The sequence below is a fragment of the Defluviimonas sp. D31 genome (assembly GCF_033436765.1).
Classification (GTDB): Bacteria; Pseudomonadota; Alphaproteobacteria; order Rhodobacterales; family Rhodobacteraceae; genus Albidovulum.
The window spans coordinates 95,112-115,638 of record NZ_JAWQFN010000002.1 but is presented as its reverse complement, the minus strand read 5'-3'; the positions used below and the strand labels follow the sequence as shown (position 1 = coordinate 115,638).

The window sequence follows — 20,527 nt, the reverse complement described above, 5'->3', positions numbered from 1 at the left end:
TTCGATGATAGCACGCGCTTCAACGCGGCATTGGAGGATCCAACCGCCGAGCGGTCCATCCCCGAACCCTGCCAGCCAGCCCGCTGCTCAGCGAGCGAGGACCAGTTCCGCCTTGAGCCCGCCGAGCCGCTCGCTTTCGCCGAGCCGGAGCGTGCCGCCATGGCCGCGCGCGATGTCTGCGGTGATCGCCAGCCCCAGTCCGACTCCGGTTCCGCGGTCCTGATTGCGCGCGGTGTCGAGCCGCGTGAAGGGGCGCAGCGCCTCCTCGCGCCGCTCGCGCGCGATGCCGGGACCGTCATCCTCCACCGTGATCCGGATCGCGCGGTCGAGAATCGACAGCGACACCTCGGCGCGGCTGCCGTAGCGCACCGCGTTGCCGATCAGGTTCTCTAGCGCCCTTCGAACCGATCCCGCCCGAAGAGGCGCCACCCCGGCTCCGGTGACAGAGCACAGGACCACGTCCTGCCCCGCCCGCCGTCCATCCTCGATCACCGCCGTCACGAGCGGCAACGGATCCATGACCTGCGCCTCCTCCTCGACAGCGTCACCCCTGACGAAGGCCAGAAACGCGTCAAGCAACCGCTGCATGTCATCGACATCGCGGCTCATCGCCGCGACCTCGGGATCGTCGCCGAGCATCGACAGGCCCAGCTTCAGCCGCGTCAGCGGTGTGCGAAGGTCATGGCTGACGCCCGACAGAAGCAGCGTACGCTGCTCGATCTGGCGCTCGATCCGGGCGCGCATGTCGAGAAAGGCGTTGCCTGCCGAACGGACCTCGATCGCGCCGGAGGGGCGATAGGGTACCGTCCGGCCCTTGCCGAAGGCCTCGGCGGCGCGGGCCAGCCTGCGGATCGGCCTGAGCTGGTTGCGCAGGAAGATGAAAGCGATCAGCGTCATCAGAAGGCCCGTTGCCAGCAACAGGACGAGGAGCTGGTGCGGGTTGGTCGCCGCGACCCGACTGCGTTCGAAGCGGATCGCCATTGGACCGTGCCGGGTCACCATCACGATCCCTACCGTGCGCAGGTCCGAGACGTTGACCGCAACGACACGCGAGACCATGGTGCGCAACGTCCTGATGACGACTCGACCCGAGAGATCATAGAAGACCCTCGCATCCTCCGCCGGCGCATCTGCGCTCGCCGGAAGGTCGACGGTCATGGCCAGCGCCTCTGCCAGCCGCCCAAGCTCGGACCGGGCGGCCTCGACATCCCCCGCGGCGTCGGCGCGTTCAGCGAGAAAGGAGATCTCCAGCACGACATTCCGGGTCATCTGCGCCGTAACGCGTTCGAAATGGCGCTGGATGAAGGCTATGGACACGACGATCTGGATCATCACGATGGGCAGGACAAGTATGAGCGCGGCGCGGCCGTAAAGGCCACGGGGCATGATGCTCTTGAACCAGTTGAAACTCATGGCCGGAGCCTAGCCGCGGCCGTCAGGGAGAGAAAGCGCAAGATGACGGAGAAACCGCGAATCCCTCCCCGCCCCGGCAAGGCGGTGCTTCTGGAGCCGGGGCTCAGGACGGTGCTCGCGCCCAATCCCTCTCCGATGACGCTCCACGGTACAAACAGCTATATCCTTGGGGAGGGCGAGGTCGCGGTGATCGATCCGGGGCCGGCCGATCCGGCCCATCTCGCGGCGCTGCTTGCCGCGCTCTCTCCCGGGGAACGCGTGAGCCACATATTCGTCACCCATGCCCATCTCGACCATTCGCCGCTGGCGCGGCCGCTGGCCGAGGCCACCGGCGCCCCGGTCCTCGCCTACGGCGACGCGCGCTCCGGGCGCTCGGCGCTGATGGAGCGGCTGGCGGCGTCTGGCGGGCTCGCCGGTGGCGAGGGCGTCGATACCGGGTTCGCCCCCGATATCCGTCTTGGTGACGGCGAGATGGTCGCGGGCGCCGAATGGACGCTGCAGGCGCTTCACACGCCGGGTCACATGGGCAACCACCTTTGCTTCGCCTGGCAGGACGCGGTCTTTTGCGGCGATCACGTCATGGGCTGGGCGTCGTCGCTTGTGTCCCCGCCCGACGGAGACATGGGAGCCTACATGACCTCCCTCGCCCGGCTCGGGGCGGCCGGTGCGCAACGATTCTATTCCGGCCACGGCGACCCGATTCCGGACGCGCCGACGCGCATCGCCGAGCTGGCGGCCCACCGCCGAGAGCGCGAAACGGCGATCCGGGAGGCGCTGTCCCAGGGGGCTGCGGACGCAGCTATCCTCGCCGCCATGATTTACACTGAAACCCCGGCGCCGCTCATGCCTGCGGCCATGCGAAACGTCTTCGCTCATCTCATTGATCTCATGGAGAGAAACATCGCGGCGCCAGAAGTGGATCCCGGCATCGACGTCAGATTCCGGCTTCTGTGAATATCCTCGAAATTTATCTCAAGACCCTCTGGACGCCCCACTTCGCGCTTGCTATATCGCCCCCCGTGTTCCGGCGTAGCTCAGCGGTAGAGCAGTTGACTGTTAATCAATTGGTCGTAGGTTCGATCCCTACCGCCGGAGCCAAAATTCCCAAGTCCTTGTGATCGTTTGGCAATCGCCCGTTTTCGGGTGAACCGCACGTTCCTGTCATACATGTGACGGGAAATGCCGCCTCGGCCCCATGAGCGCCTTCAGACGGAGGCCCCGATGGGACTGAAATCGAACACCTTCCAGCGCGGCCCGACCTATGCATCGCGCCGCCGCATGCCTGCGGCTCTTGGCGGTCGGATTATCCAGATCAGCCTGCGGACGAATGCCCCCTTGATCGCGCGGCGTATGGGCCGATTGTCACCGCCGAGAGCAATCCCCTTTTCGATGCTATGATGACCCAAGGCCTTTCCCGCGACGATGCCCGCCAATTTCTGACCCATGTCATCGAACGCGAACTGGCCCGCATCAGTCGCGACGAGCCCGTCACCGCGGCGCTAACGGCGGGGCCGTCCAGCGTTGGGGGCAAGTCCAGCCGATGATGCGCTAACAATCAAACCGAACCACTCGATGGGGACAGTCCACCATTCCTCCTCCGACATCAGATCTCGCGCCAAGCTGACCTCGATCGCAGATACCAGCTTGAATCATGATCAGCGCGTCCCGTGGCCCCTTTTGTCAAAACGACCTAGCATCTTGTGGGGTGGAGGAGCCAAATCTTGCGGGATGCCGGCAAGGAGATCAGCGCCCGCGAAAGCCAGGCAAGCGCGCCTCCTGCCAGCATGCCCAGGCCGATTCCGGCCAGGATTGCCAAGCCGTCGAATGCGGCTGGAGACAGGTATGGCTCCATGAAGGGCATCAGCAACTCGGGCGCGAGGCGATGCAGCAAGTAGATCGGGAAAGCCGCGTGCGCCAATCGCATGACCGCGCGCACAGCCACTCGCGGCATCGGCACCGACTCGACGAAAAGCAGCAGGCAGGTTAGCCCGAGCAGGCTCAGGTATTTGGACCAGGACCCGTACCAGTTGCCACCAAGCCAGGCGGCGAGCGACAGGATCATCGCCGCCGCTGCGAGGATCATGACCCGTTGTGAGACGTTCTTCGCCGCAGCGATGCACCAGCCCAGCGCGAAGAGGTAGAAGACCCAAGGCACGGAAAACTGCGAGCGTCCGGCTGGGAGCGGCCAGAGTTCGGGCAGGGTCACCCGCAGGAGCACGCCAAGGGCCAGAAGGAAGAGGCCCGTGCCGAACAGCGAGCGCGCCAGCAAGCGACGCATCCCCGGCAGGCGGAAGACCACCACGAGAAGCAGACACATTTGAACGTAGGCTTCGACGAACCAGTAGAGATAGGGGAGCATGAGGTGCGTTTCTGGCTTCGTCACGGCGAAATTGCCGACCAGCGCGACGGACGCCCAGGGTATCTGCTGCCAGGCCACGGCGTATCCCAAGAGGACGACGGCATAGGGGATCAGGACGCGCCCAACCGGAGAGAGAAAGCCCGACACCTCCCCCATGGCCAGAAACCGCGACCGGTGCTCCGCGACGCTCATGCCCAGCAGGATGACCATGGCGGCCGCACCGCCGTAGACGGGCCACAGCGTCTGGTGCGCGACGACCACCGCCAGAATGGCCAGGGCGCGCGCGAGAAGCGGCATCGGAACCAGGCTCGACCTTTCCGTGGCGGCGCCTTCGAGCTCAGCGATCGGACGCCGCTCCCAACCGTCCGGCAATCCCCCGAAATGACGGTCGAGCGCGAGCGAGAGCTCCACATGCTGAAGAGAGTCGCCGCCGAGGCTCTGGAAACTGTCGCTCCGCCGAACGGCCTGCGGCGCGAAGGTCCGCGCGAACAGGGGCAACAGGCTCTTGTCAGGGGGCGGCGGCGACGCAATCGCCTTGAGCGCCGGATAGTCGATCTTACCGTTCGGGCGCCGAGGCAAAGGATCGCACGGAACCAGGATCACATGCCGGGCGCCGACGCCAGCGAGCCGGGCCACGCGCGTCTGGAGTGCCTCGGCGGGGCGCGCCGTCGCCACCCAAATGTGCTCGTCATCGCCCCAGACGGCCGCGTCTTCTCCCGATGCGGCAAGCGCCTGTTCCAGCGCATCGTGACCCACGCGCAGGCCCGCGATCTTCGACATGCGAGAGCGCCGCCCGGTGATGCGGTAGAGACCGTCAGCCCCGCGCACTGCGAGATCCCCCGTGGCGAGCTCGTCCGTTTCGGCGCCAAGGCCAAGATCCGCGGCACCGGCCGCGTAGCCCATCATCACGTTGGGTCCGCGAAAGATCAGTTCGCCTTCCCGCCCGTGCCCGACGATGGTGTCGCCGGCATCGTCCCGCAAGTACAGGCATCCGCCCGGGATGGCCCGGCCGATCGCCTCCGGCGCGCGCGCAACCAGTTCGGGCGGCAGGTAGGCGATCCGGGCAGTCGCTTCGGTCTGACCGTACATCACCACGAAGCGGCCGCGCCGCTCCGACATCCTTTGCGTCCAGCGCATCACATCGGCAGGCGGCATCGCGCCTCCGGCCACCGTCAGGCAGGTCAGCCCGGCCGGCAGCTCGTTTTCTGCGATCGCGGACTCAAGCAGGCGGAAGAGATGGGGAACGCCGGCCAGGCTTGTCGCCCCAGACGCCGCGAGGCGCGGCAGGAAGGTCTCATCGAGGATCGTTCCCTCGTTCAGCCAAAGGCTTGCCCCGCAGGCGAGGTGCGAGTGAAGAACCGACAGGCCGTAGGAATAGTGCAGCGGCAGCACCAGCGCGGCGCGGTCTTCCGCGCCGATCGCCAGGTACTCGGCAATGGACAAGGCGTTTGCCGACACGGCGTCCCGGGAGAGGCGGACGCCGCGGCCTTGTCCCGTACTGCCGGAGGTCATCATCACAAGCGCAAGAGCGGGATCAAGGCCGGCCGGCTTATCATGATAGAGCATGCGGTAGCGATCCCCGACCCGCCTCCAGCTCGCGGCGGGACGAAACCGTGCTTCGAGGTTCAGCGCGAGATCCGTCTGCCCTGCCGGAAGCGGCATCACGGCATGGCCTGCCTGCAATGCGCCGAGATAGGCGGCAATCGTAATCGGTGTCGGCGCCATCTCGATCGCGATAAGGCCACGCCGCCGGGGAAATCTGCAGGCGAAGCGGGCCGAGACCGCGGCAAGTTCCGAATAGCTCATACTGCTATCGCCCGCGAGCAGCGCCGGCCTGTCCCCGTACGACTGCAGGGCATCAAAGCTATGGAACAAGGTGCCCTCGGTCTATCAGGGGTCGCGATGTCCAAATCCGATACAATAGCATAGTATTTCAGTCAAGTATTGACCGCTCATCAGATGGGCGTTGTTGCACTTATCGGTGAGCAGGATTCACTTCGCGAATCCGGAGTGCTAGCTGTTCAGTCCCGAAATCCCGGCTCCATAGCCACGATTGTAGGAATCCATGGCAAGGATCGCGAGAAAGAGCTCTTTCGAAATCGTCACTATCCACCTATCTGAAGATCTGAACGCGACAGCTGACCGAGCAGGCTTGAGAAGTATGGATCGCGGATGCCTTGGGCGAGGGCGCCCCTGTGAACTGCCCCCCAGGCGTCGAAGAAGGCTTTTGGCAGGACTTCCGCGACCTGCCCATCCTGCCATGGAGCAACTGGCTCGTCTGTCACCGCCAGGGTCACCGCCTTCAGCCGCACGCCGGGGCCGAACGTGGCCGCGAGGTCGTCGGGGTCGACCCTCCGCACCGTCTTCGGATCGGTGATGTCGTCGAAGGTCACCATTGCCGGAAGGCAGCCCTTTGACACCGAAACCGCGGGCCTGCCCACCTGACGAGGCACGTCGGCCAACCATTCTCCGCGCTGAAGGCCGCCATTCGAAGGGTTCCATGGGCCGCCCCATCCCAGCGCCTTTCCGGCGGCGCAGGCGTAGCGTTCTTCCGTCCCGCCCAAGAGCGCGAAGAGATAGCGGCCCGGCGCCAGCTCGACCACCGTCGCCTCGCCGGAGAGTTCGTAGCTCACCTCGTTGCCCGACAGCGGCTGTTGCCCAAAGGCTGCGCGCACTTCAACGATCGCCGTCCCGGTCCTCATTCCTTCTGCGGTTTCCACTGTCAGTTCCAGCTTCTGGTGCCAGACGTGATGATCCTGGATGAAAAGGCTAAAGAACGGCCACAGCCAGATGGCGATTGCGGCCACCGCGCCAAGGGACAGTATCCGAAGGGCTTTTGTGGCGCTTTTCACGCGGCGACCCTTTCGCAGAACGACCGATCTAGGCGAAGTGCTATGTGGGCGGTCGCCGACTCGAAGCTCGAATCGGTCCTGAGTATTTCAATGAGGTTTTCGGCCGACCGCAGAAAGGTCATCGGGTCGAAGACGATCGCCTCGTTGCCATAGATCCGGCCTTGAAAGCCCGCGAGCCCGCCGCCCAGGGAGTGGCCTGTGAGGATGACGCTTTTCGCGCTGTCATCGGGCTGCACGGCATCGAGGAAATTGGTGGCGAGCCGCGTCTGCTCCTTGAGGAAGTTTCCGGCGCCGAGCGGCCAGCCCTCGGATTGATCGGCGGCGAAATCCTCGGCGGGCGTGAAATCCGTCCCCCGGTAGGAGATTACCGTGCCGTAGGGCGTATCGTAGGCAATGGCGGAGAAGCCGGCGGCAACTTCGGCGCTTAGTGGATCCGAATCCGATACCAGTTTGACGGTTGCCGTTCCAATTCGGGTGCCAGGGCTATCGCCAAGACCGTCGGTATCGCCTTCACCACCGTCGGCGATACCCGCCCCATAACCACGATTTTAGGCGTCCATCGACAGGATGGCGAGGAAAATTTCTTTGGAAATCGTCATTTACATGTTCCTATCGAAAGCACGCCCGGCCCAAGATTATTGGCCAATTCGTTGTCAGCTATTGGTCCGCTCTTACCGCTGAGGCGGCGGTAGGGCTTCACGTAGCTGCAGAACCACCCCAACACCCCTTCCACATTCCCCTCGGTCACCGGCTCCTCCGTCACCGCCAGCGTTACCGCCTTCAGCCGCACGCCGGGGCCGAACGTGGCCGCCAGATCCGCCGGGTCGACCTGTCGCACCGACTTCGGGTCGGCGATGTCGTCGAAGGTAACGAACAGCGGGTATGCCTCGGATGGCAGCGTCACCGGCCGGTCCTTGGGCAGGGCCTTGATCAGCGCCATCGCCTCGACCGAACTGGCGTAGGCACCCTGCGGCACCGCCAACGCAAAACCGAGTTTGGCACCCGGCTCGCCGCGCCAGCCCTGCGCGCCCTTCAAGAGCGCAAAGAGCCAGCGCCCCGGTGTCACCTCGACCGCCACCACCTCGCCCTGCGAGTAAAAGCGCGACCGGGCGCCGTTGCTCGGCGTCGTCGTCCGGTGCGCCGTGTCCAGACCCTGCCAGCGGATGGCCTGCACCGCGCTGCCGCTGACTTCGCCCGAGGACGTCTCGATCACCACCGTCATACGCTGGTGCCAGCTCTCCTCGACCGAGCCCGACGGGGGCAAGGGCAGGGCCAGCCGCAGAACCGGCCAGTCGTGGGCGATGACCGCGGCCAGCAGTACCAGAATGGCGACCGCGCCCCACTTCAGGATCGTGCTCATGCCACGATGCCCTCGCGGCGATGAAGCCGGACCATCTCGCGCACCTGCGCCGTGCCGGGTCGAAAGGCGCGGCCAGACGTTCCTACTTTCGTCATTCCATCCGACTTTCTGGGGTTGGGTGAGTTTCCTGGCCGCCGCAGGCAGGCGGCCGGGGAAGATATGCCGTCACTCCGCCTTTTCGGGTTGGGAAGCATTGACGTTCGCCAGCGTCGCCCCCTCCACAAGCCCGCCGATCTGCGGATGCAGCCGCAGTTCGCCTTCCTTCACAAACAAGAGATTGTGCAACCGCGTCTCAGGCGTCGAGCTCGGCGTCCCAGTAGAGGAAATCGACCCAGCTGTCATGCAGATGGTTCGGCGGGAAGCGCCGGCCGGCGCGCTGCATGTCTTCGGCCGAGGGCTGGTAGGGCGGCCGTTTCAGCGTCAGGCCCGACTGTTTCAGCGGCTTGTTCGCCTTCCTGAGGTTGCAGGGCGCGCAGGCGGCGACGACGTTTTCCCAGCTCGTGATCCCGCCGCGCGACCGGGGCAGGACGTGGTCGAAGGTCAGATCGCCCTTCGAGCCGCAGTACTGACAGCAGAATTCGTCCCTCAGAAAAAGATTGAAGCGCGTGAAGGCCACGCGCTTCTGGGGTTTGACGTAGTCCTTCAGCACCACCACCGACGGTATTCGGATCGCGGCGCGCTGGGAGCGCACGACCTCGTCATACTCCGCGAGGATCATCACCCGGTCGAGGAAGACCGCCTTGATCGCCTCCTGCCAGGGCCAGAGCGACAGGGGGTAGTAGGAGAGCGGGCGGAAGTCGGCGTTGAGCACAAGCGCCGGATAATGCTTCAGGGCCGACGGCTCCCGCACGAAGCTGGTCCTGAACTCGGTTTCGGCCGGTCTGTCGAGCATCTCAACAACGTCCTCGCCCTGCGTGCCCTTCGGCACCTGGGGCGGGAGCGCCCGCCCCTGCTTATCCACAACTATATCTGGCGTATCGGCTCTGGCAAGCCCCGCTATCTGCTGTAAGCTGGTATCGCAGCAAAGTGACAGGGGAGTGACAGCAAAATGCCGGTCCCACCCGTGCTCGGAACGCTCGAATCCGCGCTTTACGTCGATGACCTCGGTTCCGCCGAATCCTTTTATGCCGGAACGCTGGGCCTTCCGGTGGTCACCCGGCAGGAGGGACGGCATGTCTTCTTCCGCGTGGGCGACTCGCTCCTGCTGGTCTTCAACCCCGAATCGACTGCGCATCCGCCGCACCCTGGATCGCCGCTGCCGGTGCCTGGGCATGGCGCCAGCGGGCCGGGGCATTACTGTTTCAAGGTCGCGACCGAGGCGCTCGATGCCTGGCGGGCGCATCTCGAAGCTGCCTGCATCGAGATAGAGGCGGATTTTCGCTGGCCGAACGGCGCGCGCTCGGTCTATGTGCGGGATCCGGCGGGAAACTCGGTGGAATTCGCCGAGCCCGCGCTCTGGTTCTGAGCGATTCGGGCTGGCGGGGGCGCCGGTTCAGCGACGGCGGTCGCGGCGATCGACGCGGACGGGCAGGCGCTGCGGCTGCGGACGGGACTGGAAAACCGCGAAAACAACGGCAATGAGGGCAAGGGCGGTCATTGCGGCGAATTCCATGTCGGGCTCTCCTTCAGGTTCGTAACTGGAAACCTAGCGTCCCGCGCGGAGGTTTCAAGCCCCCGGAAGTTTCTCCTTGAGGAAGGCGAGCGCAACCGACAGCCCGTCGGGTGCGATGCCGTGGCCGGTTCCCTTCATCACATGGCCGTAGGTCTCGAACCCGGCATCCGTCAGTGCCTGCCCGGCGAGCCCCATCTCGGCGAAGGGCACCATCGGGTCGGCGTCGCCGTGCACGAGCAGAACCGGCGGTCGCGACTGCGATTCCGCCGCGAGGCGCTGCGGCTCGAGCAGGCGGCCGGAGAAGCCGACGAGGCCGGCGACCGGCAGGGACCGCCGCGGCAGGACATGGAGCGCCATCATCGTGCCTTGCGAGAAGCCGATCACGGCGAGCCGGTCGGGCGCGAGCCCCTCCTCGGAAAGGCGCGCATCGAGGAAGGCGTCGATATCTGCGGAGGCGCGGATCAGGCCCGACGCGGCCTCGGCCTCGGAGGAGCCGTCGAGCCAGGGGATCGGGAACCATTGCCGGCCGAACGGGTTGCCGGCGCAGGGCTCAGGCGCGTCGGGGGCGACGAAGGCGGTGTCGGGCAGATGCGGCGCCAGCGGATCGGCGAGGCCGAGAAGGTCGGCACCGTCCGCGCCATAGCCGTGCAGGAACACGATGAGCGAGGTCGCCCGCCCCGAGCGTGCCGGTTTGCGGCCGAATTGCAGTTCGCGTGTCATCTGATCCCCTCGCGGCTCCTCATGTGCCGGTAGTAGGCCCAGAGCGCGCGCGCCGCAATGGCTCGCCACGGGCTCCAGTCCTCGGCCATCGCGCGGAGCGCGCGTTCGGTCGGCCGGTCGGGCAGGTCAAAGAGCATCCGCGCCGCCTCCTGCAGCGCGAGATCGCCGGGCGCGAAGACATCGGCCCGGCCGAGCGAGATGATCGCATAAATCTCCGCCGTCCAGCGCCCGATGCCGGGCAGCGCGGTCAGCCTGGCGATGACCTCGGAATCCGGTGCCTCCCGCAGGTCGGCATAGTCGAGCCGCGCCTCGGCCAGCGCCCGGGCATAGCGGATCTTCTGCCGGCTGAGGCCGCAGTCCCGCAGCGCCGCTTCGCCGGCTGCTGCAACGGCGTCCTCGGTGACAAGGCCGGCGAGTTCGAGCCGCTCCCAGAGGGCCGCGGCCGAAGCCGTCGAGACCTGCTGGCCGAGGATCGCATCGAGGAGGGCGGCGAAGCCGTCGGTCTTTCGGCGCAAGGGCAGCGGTCCGGTTTCGTCAAGGAGCGCCGCGAAACGTGGTTCGCGCGTGGCGAGCCAGGCGGCGCCCTCGGCGACACAGGCGGGCGTCTCGATGATGCGGCCGACCATCGGCTCAGACCGGAAGATCGCCGGGCGGATTGCGCAGGAGCCGCGCCATCGTCCCGATCGCCCGGTTGAACTCTGCCTCGCTCAGCGCCCCGTTCAGCGCGATCCGCACCGCGTTCGGCGTGTGGCTCTCGATCAGCGCAAACTCGTCGGCAGAGCGCACGAGCACGCCCTGCGCCTCGGCCTCGCGGGCGAAGGTCGAGGCGCGCCAGCCCTGCGGAAGGCGCAGCCAGACGAAGGCGAGACCCTTCTGCCACGATAGGTCGAAAGCGCCGAGGATATTGAGCGTCATCTCCAGCCGGCGGGCAAAGACCTCCTGCACGCGGTCGCGCAAACGCGCCGCCTCGCCCGAGGCGAGGAGCGCGTGGACGATGTCGGTCACCGGGCGGGCGAGACCGAAGCAGGAATGCTGCATCGCCAGGCGGCCCGCCTCGCCAAGCCCGGTCGGACAGACGATGGCACCGAAGCGCAGACCCGCCACCAAGGATTTCGAGATCGAGGTCACATGCCAGGTCCGTTCCGCTGCGATCGCCCGGAGCGCGGGGTCGGCGGTGGCATGGACCGAATAGCAGTCGTCCTCGATGATCTGCAGGTCGTGGCGCCGCGCCACATCGGCGATGGCGGCCCTACGCTCGGGCGGCATCCGCACGGTCGTGGGGTTCTGCGCATCGGTGGTGACGCAGACGATCCGCGCGCCGGAACGGCGGCAGGCCGCGTCCAGCGCCTTGGCGGACATGCCGGCGTCGTCGATCTCCACCGACACGATCTCGGCGCGGTTGAGCCGCGCGGCGTGGCGGAAGCCCGGATAGGCCAGCTCCTCGCAAAGCACCTGCGGCCGTGCTCCCTTTAGGCAGCATTGCAGGGCGAGGTTGATCCCGTTCTGGCCACCTTGTGTCAATACAATGTCCTCGGCAGTGATCGGGCCGAGAACCCGGTCAGAGAGCCAGTCGACGAAGGCCGCCCGAACCGGGCCGTCGCGTCGCAATCCAGGATAGCCGAGATAGTCCGTGCAGGCACCTGTTGCGAGTTGCGCAAGCACAGCCTGGATCGCCACCCCCTGCCCGACCTCGGGCAATTGCGAGGTGCGCAGGTCGACTGGGCCGGTCGCCGGCTCGGCCGCCGGTCGCCCGACCGGCCGATATTCCGCCATAAGCGGTTGAGATGGGCCGAATCTCGGCCGCGAAGAGGCCACGAACGTGCCGCGTCCAACGGAGGCTTCGAGCAGCCCCTCCTGGGTCGCGATCTGGTAGGCCCGCGCCACGGTGCCGGGCGTCATGCCGAGCCGCCAGGCAAGATCGCGCACCGGCGGTAGCCGCGCACCCTCGGGCAACTCGCCCATTCGCACCGCCTCGCGCAGAGAGTGCGACAGGGCGAGGTATTTCGGCCCGTCAAAACCTCCGAGGTCCGGGAGCCAACTTGTATCCGTCACAATGTACCTGTGGCGTTCATGCTTTCACCAATGTACTTATACAAATATCAGTTATTTTCGATTGTATCAATACAAAAGGTGCATCATGGACCAGCTCGCAAAACCCTCCCCGAACGCTGCCACCCCCCTGGCACACGTTTCGTTTGTGGCGCTGTACCAGCTTGGCTACCGGACAGTCGTGGACTGGGCGGCGCGGCGCCGCAGCCGACATGCGCTTGCCCGCCTCGACGACCGGCTTTTGAAGGATATCGGAGTCGACCGCCTCGCGCGCGACCGCGAAGTCCTTGCGCCGTTCTGGCGCTAGACCCGGGTCCCGTCCCTCCCCGACGGCTGACCCTCTTCCTCGGCCGGGCCCTGCCCGGCCACTTTTTTTATCGCTGCGTCAGGCCACGGCCTCGATCGCGATCGAACGGCGCTTCAGCTCGGAATAGAGCGCCGGAAGCACCCGGGTCTGGTTGACCGCGTGGCGCAACACGTCGCCGATCACGTTCTCCTGCGCCTGCGAGCGCACGCGCCAGACCATGCGCCGCTTGACGCCATCGTCATAGACGATCTCGACGGCACCCGACGGCGCCCTGCGGAGCGCAAGGTAATCGAAGCCCCCGAGAGAGCTGTGGTACGACATCTGGATGGGCATTTTCTGCTCGTTTTATCTGCCTCTATGAAACGAACATGGGGGCATGCCTGGCCTAGCGTCAATCCGCCCACCCCACACATCCGCGTGAGCGCGTCAATGCCGCAACATCGTAAACACATTATGAAAATACGAAAAAGGGCGCGGCCCACAGGCCACGCCCCAGATCTTGCGGTCCGGCGAGTGCCGGAAGCGATATCAGCGCTTCGAGAACTGGAAGGACCGGCGCGCCTTGCGCTTGCCGTATTTCTTCCGTTCGACGACGCGGCTGTCGCGGGTCAGGAAGCCGGCGGCCTTCAGCGCCGAGCGCAGGCTCGGCTCATAGAGTTGCAGCGCGCGGCTGATTCCGTGCTTCACCGCGCCGGCCTGGCCCGAGAGACCGCCACCGACGACGGTCGCCATCACGTCGAACTGGCCTTCGACATTGGCAACCTGGAACGGCTGGCGCAGGATCATCTGCAGCACCGGACGCGCGAAATAGGCGCCCATGTCCTTGCCGTTGACGGTCACCTTGCCGGAGCCCGGCTTGATCCAGACGCGGGCGACCGCGTCCTTGCGCTTGCCGGTAGCGTAGGAGCGCCCAAGTTCGTCACGGACCGGCTCGCGCGGAGCCTCGGCTTCGACGGCGGCAGCGGTGCCCGAGACCGCCGACTTCAGATCGTCGAGGGATTTGATTTCGTCGGCCATGCTCATGCGCTCCGGGTGTTCTTCGGGTTCATCGACTTGACGTCGAGGACTTCGGGGGCTTGCGCCTCATGCGGATGCTCGGCCCCGGCGTAGACGCGCAGGTTCGACATCTGCTGCTTGCCAAGGCGGTTGCGCGAGATCATGCGCTCGACGGCCTTGATCACAACGCGCTCGGGATGGGCGCCGTCGAGCACCTGGCCCGCAGTGCGAAACTTGATCCCGCCCGGATGGCCGGTGTGCCAGTAGTAGCGCTTGTCGGCACGCTTGTTGCCGGTCATCTGCACCTTGTCGGCGTTGATGATGATCACATTGTCGCCCATGTCCATGTGCGGCGTGAAGGTCGCCTTGTGCTTGCCACGCAGGCGCATGGCGACGATCGTGGCGAGGCGGCCCAGAACGACGCCCTCTGCGTCGATCAGGATCCACTTCTTCTCGATCTCCGCCGGTTTCGCGGTATAGGTTTTCATTGTCAGCCCTTCGAGTTCGGGATCGAAAGGACGCCCCGAGGGCGCCCGGAATTCGGATGGGGGCTTTTCCGCAATTCGCACAGCCGCGTCAAGAGACTTGTTTATGATTTAAACAAGCAGTTTCAATAACTTGCAAAATAGGTATTAGAATACCCCACAAATCCAGGCACCGCCCCATCCGAACTCAGTGCCTAGGCGGTATTGAATAGGTCATGGAGGCCCGCGCAACGGGTTCGTCCTGACCGTCGGAACGTATCAGAACGTCGCCCACCGCGAGCACCCGGCCCAGCTTCAGGAGCCGCGCCGAGCCGATAAGATCGGCGCCGGCGAGTGGTTTGCGCAGGAAATCGACGCCGCCATTCGTCGTCACCGCAAGCGCCACCGGCCCGATCCGCGCGAGGATCGCGAGATAGACCGCCACGTCGGCGAGCGCGAAGATCGACGGGCCCGAGACGGTTCCGCCCGGCCTGAGGTGCCGTTCGGCGACCTTGAGCCGTACCACGATTCCGTCCTCGGTCAGCCGCTCGATCACGAAATCGGATTCGACCTGGGGAAAATCCCGCACCAGAAAGGCGGCAAGCTCCGCCTCATTCATCACCGTCGCCATCTTCCCTCTCCTCCCCCATGCCCGTAGATTTCACGAAACCGGCAAGGAATGACAAGATGAGCGACCCGATCCTTTTGCGCGACGACCATGGCGGCATCGCCACGCTGACGCTGAACGCGCCCGCGAGCCTCAACGCTCTTTCCGATGCGATGCTCGCGGCACTCAGGGCCGAGTTTGCCCGACTCGCCGAGGAACCGGCGATCCGCACGGTGGTCCTCAAGGGCGCGGGCAAGGCGTTCTGCGCCGGCCACGACCTCAAGGAGATGCAGGCGGGGCGGCAGGCGCCCGACAAGGGCCGCGCCTATTTCGCCGATCTCTTCGCGCGCTGCGCCGAGGTGATGCAGATGATCCCCGCCCTGCCCCAGCCGGTCATCGCCGAGGTCCACGGCATCGCCACCGCCGCCGGTTGCCAGTTGGTCGCGACCTGCGACATGGCGGTTGCAGCCGAAGGCACCCGTTTCGGCGTGAACGGGGTCAACATCGGGCTCTTCTGCTCGACCCCGATGGTGGCGCTGTCGCGCAACGTGCCGCGCAAGGTCGCCTTCGAGATGCTGACAACGGGCCAGTTCATCGACGCCACCCGCGCCGCCGAGGTCGGTCTCGTCAACCGCGTCGTGGCACCCGAGGCGCTCGGCGCCGAGACCCGCGCGCTCGCCGAGACTGTGGCGCATAAACTCACGGCCGCCGTCAAGATCGGCAAGCGCGCCTTCTACGACCAGATCGAGATGACCCGCGCCGCCGCCTACGACCACGCCGCCGCCGTGATGGTCGAAAACATGCTCTGGCGCGATACCGAGGAGGGGATCAGCGCCTTCCTCGAAAAGCGCCGACCCGACTGGTCCTGACCCTCATCTTCTTTTCCCAAATATCCCGGGGGTGAATGCGGCGATAGCCGCAGAGGGGGCAGCGCCCCCTCCGCCGTCCTCGCCAGGCGCCAGACTCTCAGATTCCGCGCGTCCTGAGCCACACGGCCAGCGCGACCGCGCCGAGCGCGAGGAGCAGCGTGACCGAGAGCAGGAGCGTCACTCCCCCCGCCCCGATCAGCAAAGCCCCGAGGAACGGCGCCGCCGCCCCGGCAGTCAGCGGCGCGATCGCCAACGCCCCGCTCAGCGCGCCGAAGTTCTCGTAACCCAGGGCCTCCGCGGTCAGGAGCGGCCGGAGGATCGAGGCGATGCCGATCGACGATCCCTGGCAGACCGCGTAGAAGAACAGGAGCCACGCCTCGCCGGAGGCAACAAGCAGCGCCACGCTCGCGGCGCACATGACGAGCGCGATCGCCCGCGCCGCCGCCCCGGCATGGATCCGCGCCCCGCCAAGCATCAACGCGACCCGCCCCGCGACCTGCATCGGTCCGACCGAGGAGGCCACGAGCACCGCAAGGCCGGGGGCCGCTCCGCGGTCGGTCAGGACCGGCAGCGCGAAGGTGAAGAGCATCGTGTGATTGCCCATCATCAGCCCGAAGAGCCCGGCAAGCGCCCAGAACTCCGGCCGCCGCAGCGCCGCCCGGATCGCGCCCTTCGGCGTCTCCGAAAGAGGCGCCCCACGCCGCTCGCCGCGCCGGAGCAGCGCCACCCCGGCGACATTCGCCGGCACCGTGATCAGCACCTGCAGGATCGCGAAGGTAACAAGCGCCCCGCGCCAGCCAAACTCGGCGCCCGACCAGGCCCCGATCGGGAACGCGAGCGTCGAGGCGAAGCCCGCGACCAGCGTCACCCGGATGATCGCCGGCCGGGCGTCGCGGCCGAGCCGCCGGGTCAGGAAGGAAAAGCAGGTCTCGTAAAGGCTCGCCGCCTGCGCCGCGCCGATCACCACCCAGAGACCGAGCCAGAGGCCGAGATGGGTCACCTGCGACAGCGCGATGAGGCAGGCCGCGCCCAGGGCCGCCGCGCCGCCGAGGAGAAGCCCGCCAAGCCCGCGGTCGACGAGCCGCCCTGAATACGGCGCGAGCAGCGCCTGGGTCAGGAGCGCCAGCGTCGGCCCGAGCGACAGCTCCGCCCGGCTCCAGCCGCTGCCGGATTCGAGCGCGAGCAGGATCGCGCCGAAGACATAGACGAGCGAGGCGAACCCGAGCGTCTGGCCGATCGCGAGCAGCCAGACGCCGAGACGCTCCGCCCGCGCCATCGGTCAGAGCCCGTAGATGGCGCGGAACTTCGCCTCGAGATAGTCGAGAAGCGGTTCCTCCGAGGGCGCGGCATCACAGGCCCGCTCGATCACCTCGGCCGGGCGGTAAAGCCCGCCGTGACGCTGCACCTTCTCGCGAAGCCAACCGGTCGCGGGCCGCGCGTCGCCGGAGCCGAGCGCGGTATCGAGATCCGGCAGATCCGCCCGCAAGGCGGCATGGAGGCAGCCCGCATAGACATTGCCGAGCGTATAGGTCGGGAAGTAGCCGAAAAGCCCCACCGACCAGTGCACGTCCTGCAGCACCCCGTGCGCCGGGCGATCCACCGCCACACCGAAATCCCTCGCGAAGCGGGTATTCCAGGCATCCTCGAGATCGGCGACCTCTAGCCCGCCGCCGAACAGCGCGCGTTCGAGATCGAAGCGCATCATGATGTGGAGGTTGTAATGCACCTCGTCCGCCTCGGTGCGGATGAAGCCGGCCGAAACCCGGTTCACGGTGCGGTAGAACTCCTCGGCCGAGCCGATGCTGAGCCCGCCGAAGACCGCGTGCATCTGGCCGTGAAGCCAGCCGGTGAAGGCGCGGCTGCGGCCGAGCTGGTTCTCGTAGATCCGGCTCTGGCTCTCGTGCACGCCCATCGAGACGCCCTGACCCAGCGGCGTGAGGAAATGCGCGGCATCGATGCCAAGCTCGTAGGTCGCGTGGCCGACCTCGTGGATCGTAGAGTAGAAGCAGTTGAAGGGGTCGGTCTCCACGACCCGCGTGGTGATCCGCGCATCGTTGCCCGACCCCGAGGAGAAGGGATGCACCGCGAGGTCGAGCCGTCCACGGCTCCAGTCGTAGCCGAAGGCCGTGGCGAGATCGCGGGCAAGCCCGATCTGGCGCGCCTCGGCGTACTGCCCGGTGAGCGGCGCGGGCGGGTTCGCCGCGCCGAGGACCGCCTCGCGCAGGGCCACGAGCCGCGGCCGCATCCGGTCGAACATCGCGGCGATGCTCTCGGCGGTCGCCTCCGGCTCGTAATCGTCGAGAAGCGCGTCATAGGCATCCCCGCCGCCGAACCCGGCAGCGGCCAGCGCCTGCCCCTTCTCGCGCGACAGCGCCACGACCTTTTCCAGCGTCGGCAGGAAATGCGCGACATCGTCCCGCGCCCGCGCCTCGGCCCAGATGCCCTGCGCGAGGCTCGTCACACGCGCGAATTCCGAAGCGAGCCGCGCGGGGACCGCGGCGTTTCGCCGGTAGGCGCGGCCGATGAGCTCGATCGCCCGCGCACCGGCCGGATCCGGCGCCTCGGCCGCGGCGAGCCAGTCGCCCACGCGCGGATCGGTGCGGCGGGCATGGAGCACGCCCTCGATCGCCGCCATCTCCTCGCCGCGCTGTTCGGCGGCGCCTTCGGGCATCACCGTCTCCTGGTCCCAGCCCAGCCGGCCGGCGATCTGCGCCAGCGCCTCGGTCTCGCGCTGGTAGGCCATGAGAGCGGCGAAGGCGGTCATTTGCGGCCCCTTATGGTTGCGACGATCGGGTATTGCGCCCGGTGGCGAGCCCGCAGGATCAGGACCCAGAGCACCACCGCGCCCAGCTGATGGACGAGCCCGAGAGCGAGCGGCGCGGCATGGAGCACCGTGACGATGCCAAGAACGACCTGCCCGAAGAGCATCGCCGCCATCCAGTCGAATGCGGTCCGCGTCGCCGGATGCGCCGAGCCGCGCGCGCGCCACCAGGCGAAGAGCCCGAAGGCGAAGAGGAGATAGCCCGCCATCCGGTGGGTGAACTGCACCAGCCCCGGATTTTCGAAGAAGGCCAGCACCGCCGGCCCGCCGTCCGGCAGGTAAAAGGCATCGGCGGGAAAGAAGCTCTCGCCCATCAGCGGCCAGGTCGGGAAGGCACGGCCGGCGTCGATCCCGGCGACAAGCGCGCCAAGCAGAATCTGCAGGAAGGCGAAATGCATCACCCCGGTCGATAGCGCGAAGAGCTTCGCCTCGCGCGACCGGCGCGCCTGCAGAAGCTCCGTTTCGCGCCGGGCGAGCGACAGCATGTACCAGGCGATGAGCCCGAGAATCACGAAGGCGAGGCCGAGATGAATCGCGAGCCGGTAGGAGGCGACATCGACCATCCGGCCGGTCAGCCCCGAGGCCACCATCCACCAGCCGATCGCGCCCTGCAGCCCGCCCAGCGCCCCGAGCCCCAGAAGCCGCCCGGTCCAGCCGGCGGGCAGCCGCTTCGTCGCCCAGAAGAAGACGGAGCCCGCCGCCCACACCAGACCGATGACCCGGCCAAGCTGGCGATGCCCCCATTCCCACCAGTAGATTGACTTGAAAGCCTCAAGGTCCATCAGCCGGTTCTGGAGCTGAAACTCCGGGCTTTCCTGATATTTCTCGAACTCGGCCTGCCACGCGGCCTCGTCCATCGGCGGCAGCGCGCCGGTGACCGGCCGCCACTCGGTGATAGAGAGCCCGCTGTCGGTCAGCCGCGTGAGCCCGCCCACCGCGATCATCGCGACGACGAGCGCGAAGAGCACCGCGAGCCAGACCCGGATCGCCCCCCGCGCGTCGCCGCGGTCCTTGTCGATCATGCCGCCCTGCGGGCCTTCCGCGGGTTTCGCCCCCTGCCCGACGTCCTCGAAGATGCTGCGTTTGCCGGCCATGCGCCCCTCCGTTCAACGCGCGGGACACTAGGCGTCGGCCGGACGAGCTTCAAGTGCCCGTGAACGCCACCCACACCCATACCAATGGCTTATACCTGAGGGAATTGCCCTGAAGGGCGAGCTATGGACTAGTAGAAGTTCGCCCGCAACCGCGATGCGGCACCAGACTTGCGACCAACAGGAGACGTGACATGAAGAGATGCGCCATATTTCTCACCGCCCTTGTTCTTGCAGGCGGACCGGCACATGCACAATGGGGATTCAGCGGCGATCCGTTGCCAAACGCTTTCGTGCAATCGGGGGACATGACGGTCGAGGTGCAGTGCGACCGCATCCGGTTTGCCCCCGCCGCCTACGAGGACGCTCAGGACATCGTCGCCAAGCAGGGACTGTCGATCAGGTTCATGAAGAACGGATCGACCGAGGCCGGCGCCTTCCAGGTTGGGGCGGACAACGCCTCCGTCGGCATCGTCGACAACTTCCCCGTCGAGATCGTCTTTCGCGACGCCGCGGACCATGCCTTCGTTCTCGACGGGATAGCCCGAAATGCGGTGCTGAACCTTTCCATGATCGACCGAGACGTCACCTACGGCCTGTTCGACCTCAAGGGATCGGGTGCCGCGATCCGCTCGTTGCGGGCAGCCTGCGGTTCCGGGGCGGCGCCGGCCTCCTCCACCTCAACGGGGTCGGCTTCGATGGAAGCACCCGAAGGCATCGTGTATTGCGGTGGCGACGCCATCAAGCGGCAGATCGAATACGCGATCCTCGCGCAGCGCGACGGTGAATGGGATGCCATCGTCACGGTGAACGGCGAAACCCAAAGAGCGATGACGGCATACAGCTATTTCGGCAACAGCCCCGTACCGAAGGGTTTCCAGTTTGCACTGCTGCTCGAGGACCGCGGCGAGATGCTGGTGTTCAGCGACGCCGGCGAGGACTGGCTCGAATTCGGCGACTACACCTACCGGCAGTGCAACTAGCCCCGGCGCGGCAACGCCCGGAAG

Annotated in this window: 22 protein-coding genes and 1 tRNA gene; 7 read left to right on the top strand and 16 right to left on the bottom strand. The window is 66.6% G+C overall.

Features of this window, described 5'->3' with window-relative positions; translation table 11 throughout:
• Positions 1-87: 87 nt before the first annotated feature.
• The gene (locus R5H32_RS04270; protein ID WP_318337451.1) at positions 88-1,413 is read right to left on the bottom strand and encodes an ATP-binding protein; all 1,326 of its coding nucleotides are present in this window, start codon (positions 1,411-1,413) and stop codon (positions 88-90) included.
• Positions 1,414-1,455: 42 nt separating this feature from the next.
• Between R5H32_RS04270 and R5H32_RS04265 the strand changes: the two genes are divergently transcribed.
• From R5H32_RS04265 to R5H32_RS04255, 3 genes are all read left to right on the top strand, one after another.
• Positions 1,456-2,367, top strand: a complete 912-nt coding sequence (locus R5H32_RS04265; protein WP_318337450.1) for an MBL fold metallo-hydrolase — start codon at positions 1,456-1,458, stop codon at positions 2,365-2,367.
• A gap of 69 nt (positions 2,368-2,436) precedes the next feature.
• Positions 2,437-2,511: transfer RNA gene (locus R5H32_RS04260), tRNA-Asn, on the top strand.
• A gap of 296 nt (positions 2,512-2,807) precedes the next feature.
• Entirely contained in the window at positions 2,808-2,957 is a 150-nt protein-coding gene (locus R5H32_RS04255) for a hypothetical protein (protein WP_318337449.1), read from the top strand.
• A 146-nt stretch (positions 2,958-3,103) separates the two neighbouring features.
• Here the strand turns inward: R5H32_RS04255 and R5H32_RS04250 are convergent, their stop codons facing one another.
• The 5 genes from R5H32_RS04250 to R5H32_RS04230 all read right to left on the bottom strand — a co-directional run bounded on the left by R5H32_RS04250 (position 3,104) and on the right by R5H32_RS04230 (position 8,876).
• Complete coding sequence (locus R5H32_RS04250) at positions 3,104-5,578, bottom strand: AMP-binding protein (protein ID WP_318337448.1); 2,475 nt, start codon at positions 5,576-5,578, stop codon at positions 3,104-3,106.
• Between the two features lie 299 nt (positions 5,579-5,877).
• Positions 5,878-6,624: a hypothetical protein gene (locus R5H32_RS04245; RefSeq protein WP_318337447.1), complete on the bottom strand. Its 747-nt coding sequence runs from the start codon at positions 6,622-6,624 to the stop codon at positions 5,878-5,880.
• Complete coding sequence (locus R5H32_RS20965) at positions 6,621-7,019, bottom strand: hypothetical protein (protein ID WP_412098996.1); 399 nt, start codon at positions 7,017-7,019, stop codon at positions 6,621-6,623. The genes R5H32_RS04245 and R5H32_RS20965 overlap by 4 nt, the downstream gene beginning before the upstream one ends.
• Before the next feature lie 200 nt (positions 7,020-7,219).
• Complete coding sequence (locus tag R5H32_RS04235; RefSeq protein WP_318337445.1) at positions 7,220-7,984, bottom strand: hypothetical protein; 765 nt, start codon at positions 7,982-7,984, stop codon at positions 7,220-7,222.
• Positions 7,985-8,276: 292 nt separating this feature from the next.
• Entirely contained in the window at positions 8,277-8,876 is a 600-nt protein-coding gene (locus tag R5H32_RS04230; RefSeq protein WP_318337444.1) for an HNH endonuclease, read from the bottom strand.
• Positions 8,877-9,032: 156 nt separating this feature from the next.
• On the opposite strand from R5H32_RS04230, the gene R5H32_RS04225 reads away from it, so the two are divergent.
• On the top strand, positions 9,033-9,449 hold the full coding sequence (locus R5H32_RS04225) for a VOC family protein (protein WP_318337443.1): 417 nt from the start codon (positions 9,033-9,035) through the stop codon (positions 9,447-9,449).
• A gap of 201 nt (positions 9,450-9,650) precedes the next feature.
• On the opposite strand, the gene R5H32_RS04220 is transcribed toward R5H32_RS04225, so the two are convergent.
• The 3 genes from R5H32_RS04220 to R5H32_RS04210 are packed head-to-tail and all read right to left on the bottom strand — an operon-like array spanning position 9,651 to position 12,368.
• Positions 9,651-10,316 (bottom strand): alpha/beta hydrolase, encoded by a 666-nt coding sequence (locus R5H32_RS04220; protein ID WP_318337442.1) that lies wholly within the window; start codon positions 10,314-10,316, stop codon positions 9,651-9,653.
• A complete protein-coding gene (locus R5H32_RS04215) occupies positions 10,313-10,942 on the bottom strand; it encodes a DNA-3-methyladenine glycosylase 2 family protein (protein WP_318337441.1) in 630 nt (209 codons plus the stop codon). Before R5H32_RS04215 ends, R5H32_RS04220 begins: the two co-directional genes overlap by 4 nt.
• A gap of 4 nt (positions 10,943-10,946) precedes the next feature.
• Entirely contained in the window at positions 10,947-12,368 is a 1,422-nt protein-coding gene (locus tag R5H32_RS04210; RefSeq protein WP_318337440.1) for a PLP-dependent aminotransferase family protein, read from the bottom strand.
• An 85-nt stretch (positions 12,369-12,453) separates the two neighbouring features.
• Between R5H32_RS04210 and R5H32_RS04205 the strand changes: the two genes are divergently transcribed.
• Positions 12,454-12,672, top strand: coding sequence for a DUF1127 domain-containing protein (locus R5H32_RS04205; protein ID WP_318337439.1), 219 nt, complete (start codon positions 12,454-12,456; stop codon positions 12,670-12,672).
• A 78-nt stretch (positions 12,673-12,750) separates the two neighbouring features.
• On the opposite strand, the gene R5H32_RS04200 is transcribed toward R5H32_RS04205, so the two are convergent.
• The 4 genes from R5H32_RS04200 to R5H32_RS04185 form a co-directional block, all read right to left on the bottom strand.
• Positions 12,751-13,005 carry a hypothetical protein gene (locus R5H32_RS04200; RefSeq protein WP_318337438.1) on the bottom strand — a complete coding sequence of 85 codons (255 nt, stop codon included), beginning with the start codon at positions 13,003-13,005 and terminating at the stop codon, positions 12,751-12,753.
• Positions 13,006-13,200: 195 nt separating this feature from the next.
• The gene (rpsI, locus tag R5H32_RS04195; RefSeq protein ID WP_318337437.1) at positions 13,201-13,689 is read right to left on the bottom strand and encodes a 30S ribosomal protein S9; all 489 of its coding nucleotides are present in this window, start codon (positions 13,687-13,689) and stop codon (positions 13,201-13,203) included.
• Positions 13,690-13,691: 2 nt separating this feature from the next.
• On the bottom strand, positions 13,692-14,156 hold the full coding sequence (gene rplM, locus R5H32_RS04190; protein ID WP_318337436.1) for a 50S ribosomal protein L13: 465 nt from the start codon (positions 14,154-14,156) through the stop codon (positions 13,692-13,694).
• A 184-nt stretch (positions 14,157-14,340) separates the two neighbouring features.
• Entirely contained in the window at positions 14,341-14,763 is a 423-nt protein-coding gene (locus R5H32_RS04185) for a PaaI family thioesterase (protein ID WP_318337435.1), read from the bottom strand.
• 56 nt (positions 14,764-14,819) lie between these two features.
• Here R5H32_RS04185 and R5H32_RS04180 point away from each other — a divergent pair, with 56 nt between their 5' ends.
• On the top strand, positions 14,820-15,608 hold the full coding sequence (locus tag R5H32_RS04180; protein ID WP_318337434.1) for an enoyl-CoA hydratase: 789 nt from the start codon (positions 14,820-14,822) through the stop codon (positions 15,606-15,608).
• 97 nt (positions 15,609-15,705) lie between these two features.
• Here the strand turns inward: R5H32_RS04180 and R5H32_RS04175 are convergent, their stop codons facing one another.
• From R5H32_RS04175 to ctaA, 3 genes are read right to left on the bottom strand one after another with little or no spacing between them, the layout of a single operon-like run.
• On the bottom strand, positions 15,706-16,884 hold the full coding sequence (locus R5H32_RS04175) for an MFS transporter (RefSeq protein WP_318337433.1): 1,179 nt from the start codon (positions 16,882-16,884) through the stop codon (positions 15,706-15,708).
• Positions 16,885-16,887: 3 nt separating this feature from the next.
• Positions 16,888-18,372, bottom strand: coding sequence for a carboxypeptidase M32 (locus tag R5H32_RS04170; protein ID WP_318337432.1), 1,485 nt, complete (start codon positions 18,370-18,372; stop codon positions 16,888-16,890).
• Positions 18,369-19,523 carry a heme A synthase gene (gene ctaA, locus R5H32_RS04165; RefSeq protein WP_318337431.1) on the bottom strand — a complete coding sequence of 385 codons (1,155 nt, stop codon included), beginning with the start codon at positions 19,521-19,523 and terminating at the stop codon, positions 18,369-18,371. Before ctaA ends, R5H32_RS04170 begins: the two co-directional genes overlap by 4 nt.
• A gap of 305 nt (positions 19,524-19,828) precedes the next feature.
• Here ctaA and R5H32_RS04160 point away from each other — a divergent pair, with 305 nt between their 5' ends.
• Complete coding sequence (locus R5H32_RS04160) at positions 19,829-20,503, top strand: hypothetical protein (RefSeq protein ID WP_318337430.1); 675 nt, start codon at positions 19,829-19,831, stop codon at positions 20,501-20,503.
• The last annotated feature ends 24 nt before the right edge of the window (positions 20,504-20,527 follow it).

Coding starts and splice junctions, on each gene's coding strand:
- R5H32_RS04270 (WP_318337451.1), bottom strand. CDS start 1,413: ATGAGTTTCAACTGGTTCAAGAGCATCATGCCCCGTGGCCTTTACGGC.
- R5H32_RS04265 (WP_318337450.1), top strand. CDS start 1,456: ATGACGGAGAAACCGCGAATCCCTCCCCGCCCCGGCAAGGCGGTGCTT.
- R5H32_RS04255 (WP_318337449.1), top strand. CDS start 2,808: ATGATGACCCAAGGCCTTTCCCGCGACGATGCCCGCCAATTTCTGACC.
- R5H32_RS04250 (WP_318337448.1), bottom strand. CDS start 5,578: ATGAGCTATTCGGAACTTGCCGCGGTCTCGGCCCGCTTCGCCTGCAGA.
- R5H32_RS04235 (WP_318337445.1), bottom strand. CDS start 7,984: ATGAGCACGATCCTGAAGTGGGGCGCGGTCGCCATTCTGGTACTGCTG.
- R5H32_RS04230 (WP_318337444.1), bottom strand. CDS start 8,876: ATGCTCGACAGACCGGCCGAAACCGAGTTCAGGACCAGCTTCGTGCGG.
- R5H32_RS04225 (WP_318337443.1), top strand. CDS start 9,033: ATGCCGGTCCCACCCGTGCTCGGAACGCTCGAATCCGCGCTTTACGTC.
- R5H32_RS04220 (WP_318337442.1), bottom strand. CDS start 10,316: ATGACACGCGAACTGCAATTCGGCCGCAAACCGGCACGCTCGGGGCGG.
- R5H32_RS04215 (WP_318337441.1), bottom strand. CDS start 10,942: ATGGTCGGCCGCATCATCGAGACGCCCGCCTGTGTCGCCGAGGGCGCC.
- R5H32_RS04205 (WP_318337439.1), top strand. CDS start 12,454: ATGGACCAGCTCGCAAAACCCTCCCCGAACGCTGCCACCCCCCTGGCA.
- R5H32_RS04200 (WP_318337438.1), bottom strand. CDS start 13,005: ATGCCCATCCAGATGTCGTACCACAGCTCTCTCGGGGGCTTCGATTAC.
- rpsI (WP_318337437.1), bottom strand. CDS start 13,689: ATGGCCGACGAAATCAAATCCCTCGACGATCTGAAGTCGGCGGTCTCG.
- rplM (WP_318337436.1), bottom strand. CDS start 14,156: ATGAAAACCTATACCGCGAAACCGGCGGAGATCGAGAAGAAGTGGATC.
- R5H32_RS04185 (WP_318337435.1), bottom strand. CDS start 14,763: ATGGCGACGGTGATGAATGAGGCGGAGCTTGCCGCCTTTCTGGTGCGG.
- R5H32_RS04180 (WP_318337434.1), top strand. CDS start 14,820: ATGAGCGACCCGATCCTTTTGCGCGACGACCATGGCGGCATCGCCACG.
- R5H32_RS04175 (WP_318337433.1), bottom strand. CDS start 16,884: ATGGCGCGGGCGGAGCGTCTCGGCGTCTGGCTGCTCGCGATCGGCCAG.
- R5H32_RS04170 (WP_318337432.1), bottom strand. CDS start 18,372: ATGACCGCCTTCGCCGCTCTCATGGCCTACCAGCGCGAGACCGAGGCG.
- ctaA (WP_318337431.1), bottom strand. CDS start 19,523: ATGGCCGGCAAACGCAGCATCTTCGAGGACGTCGGGCAGGGGGCGAAA.
- R5H32_RS04160 (WP_318337430.1), top strand. CDS start 19,829: ATGACGGTCGAGGTGCAGTGCGACCGCATCCGGTTTGCCCCCGCCGCC.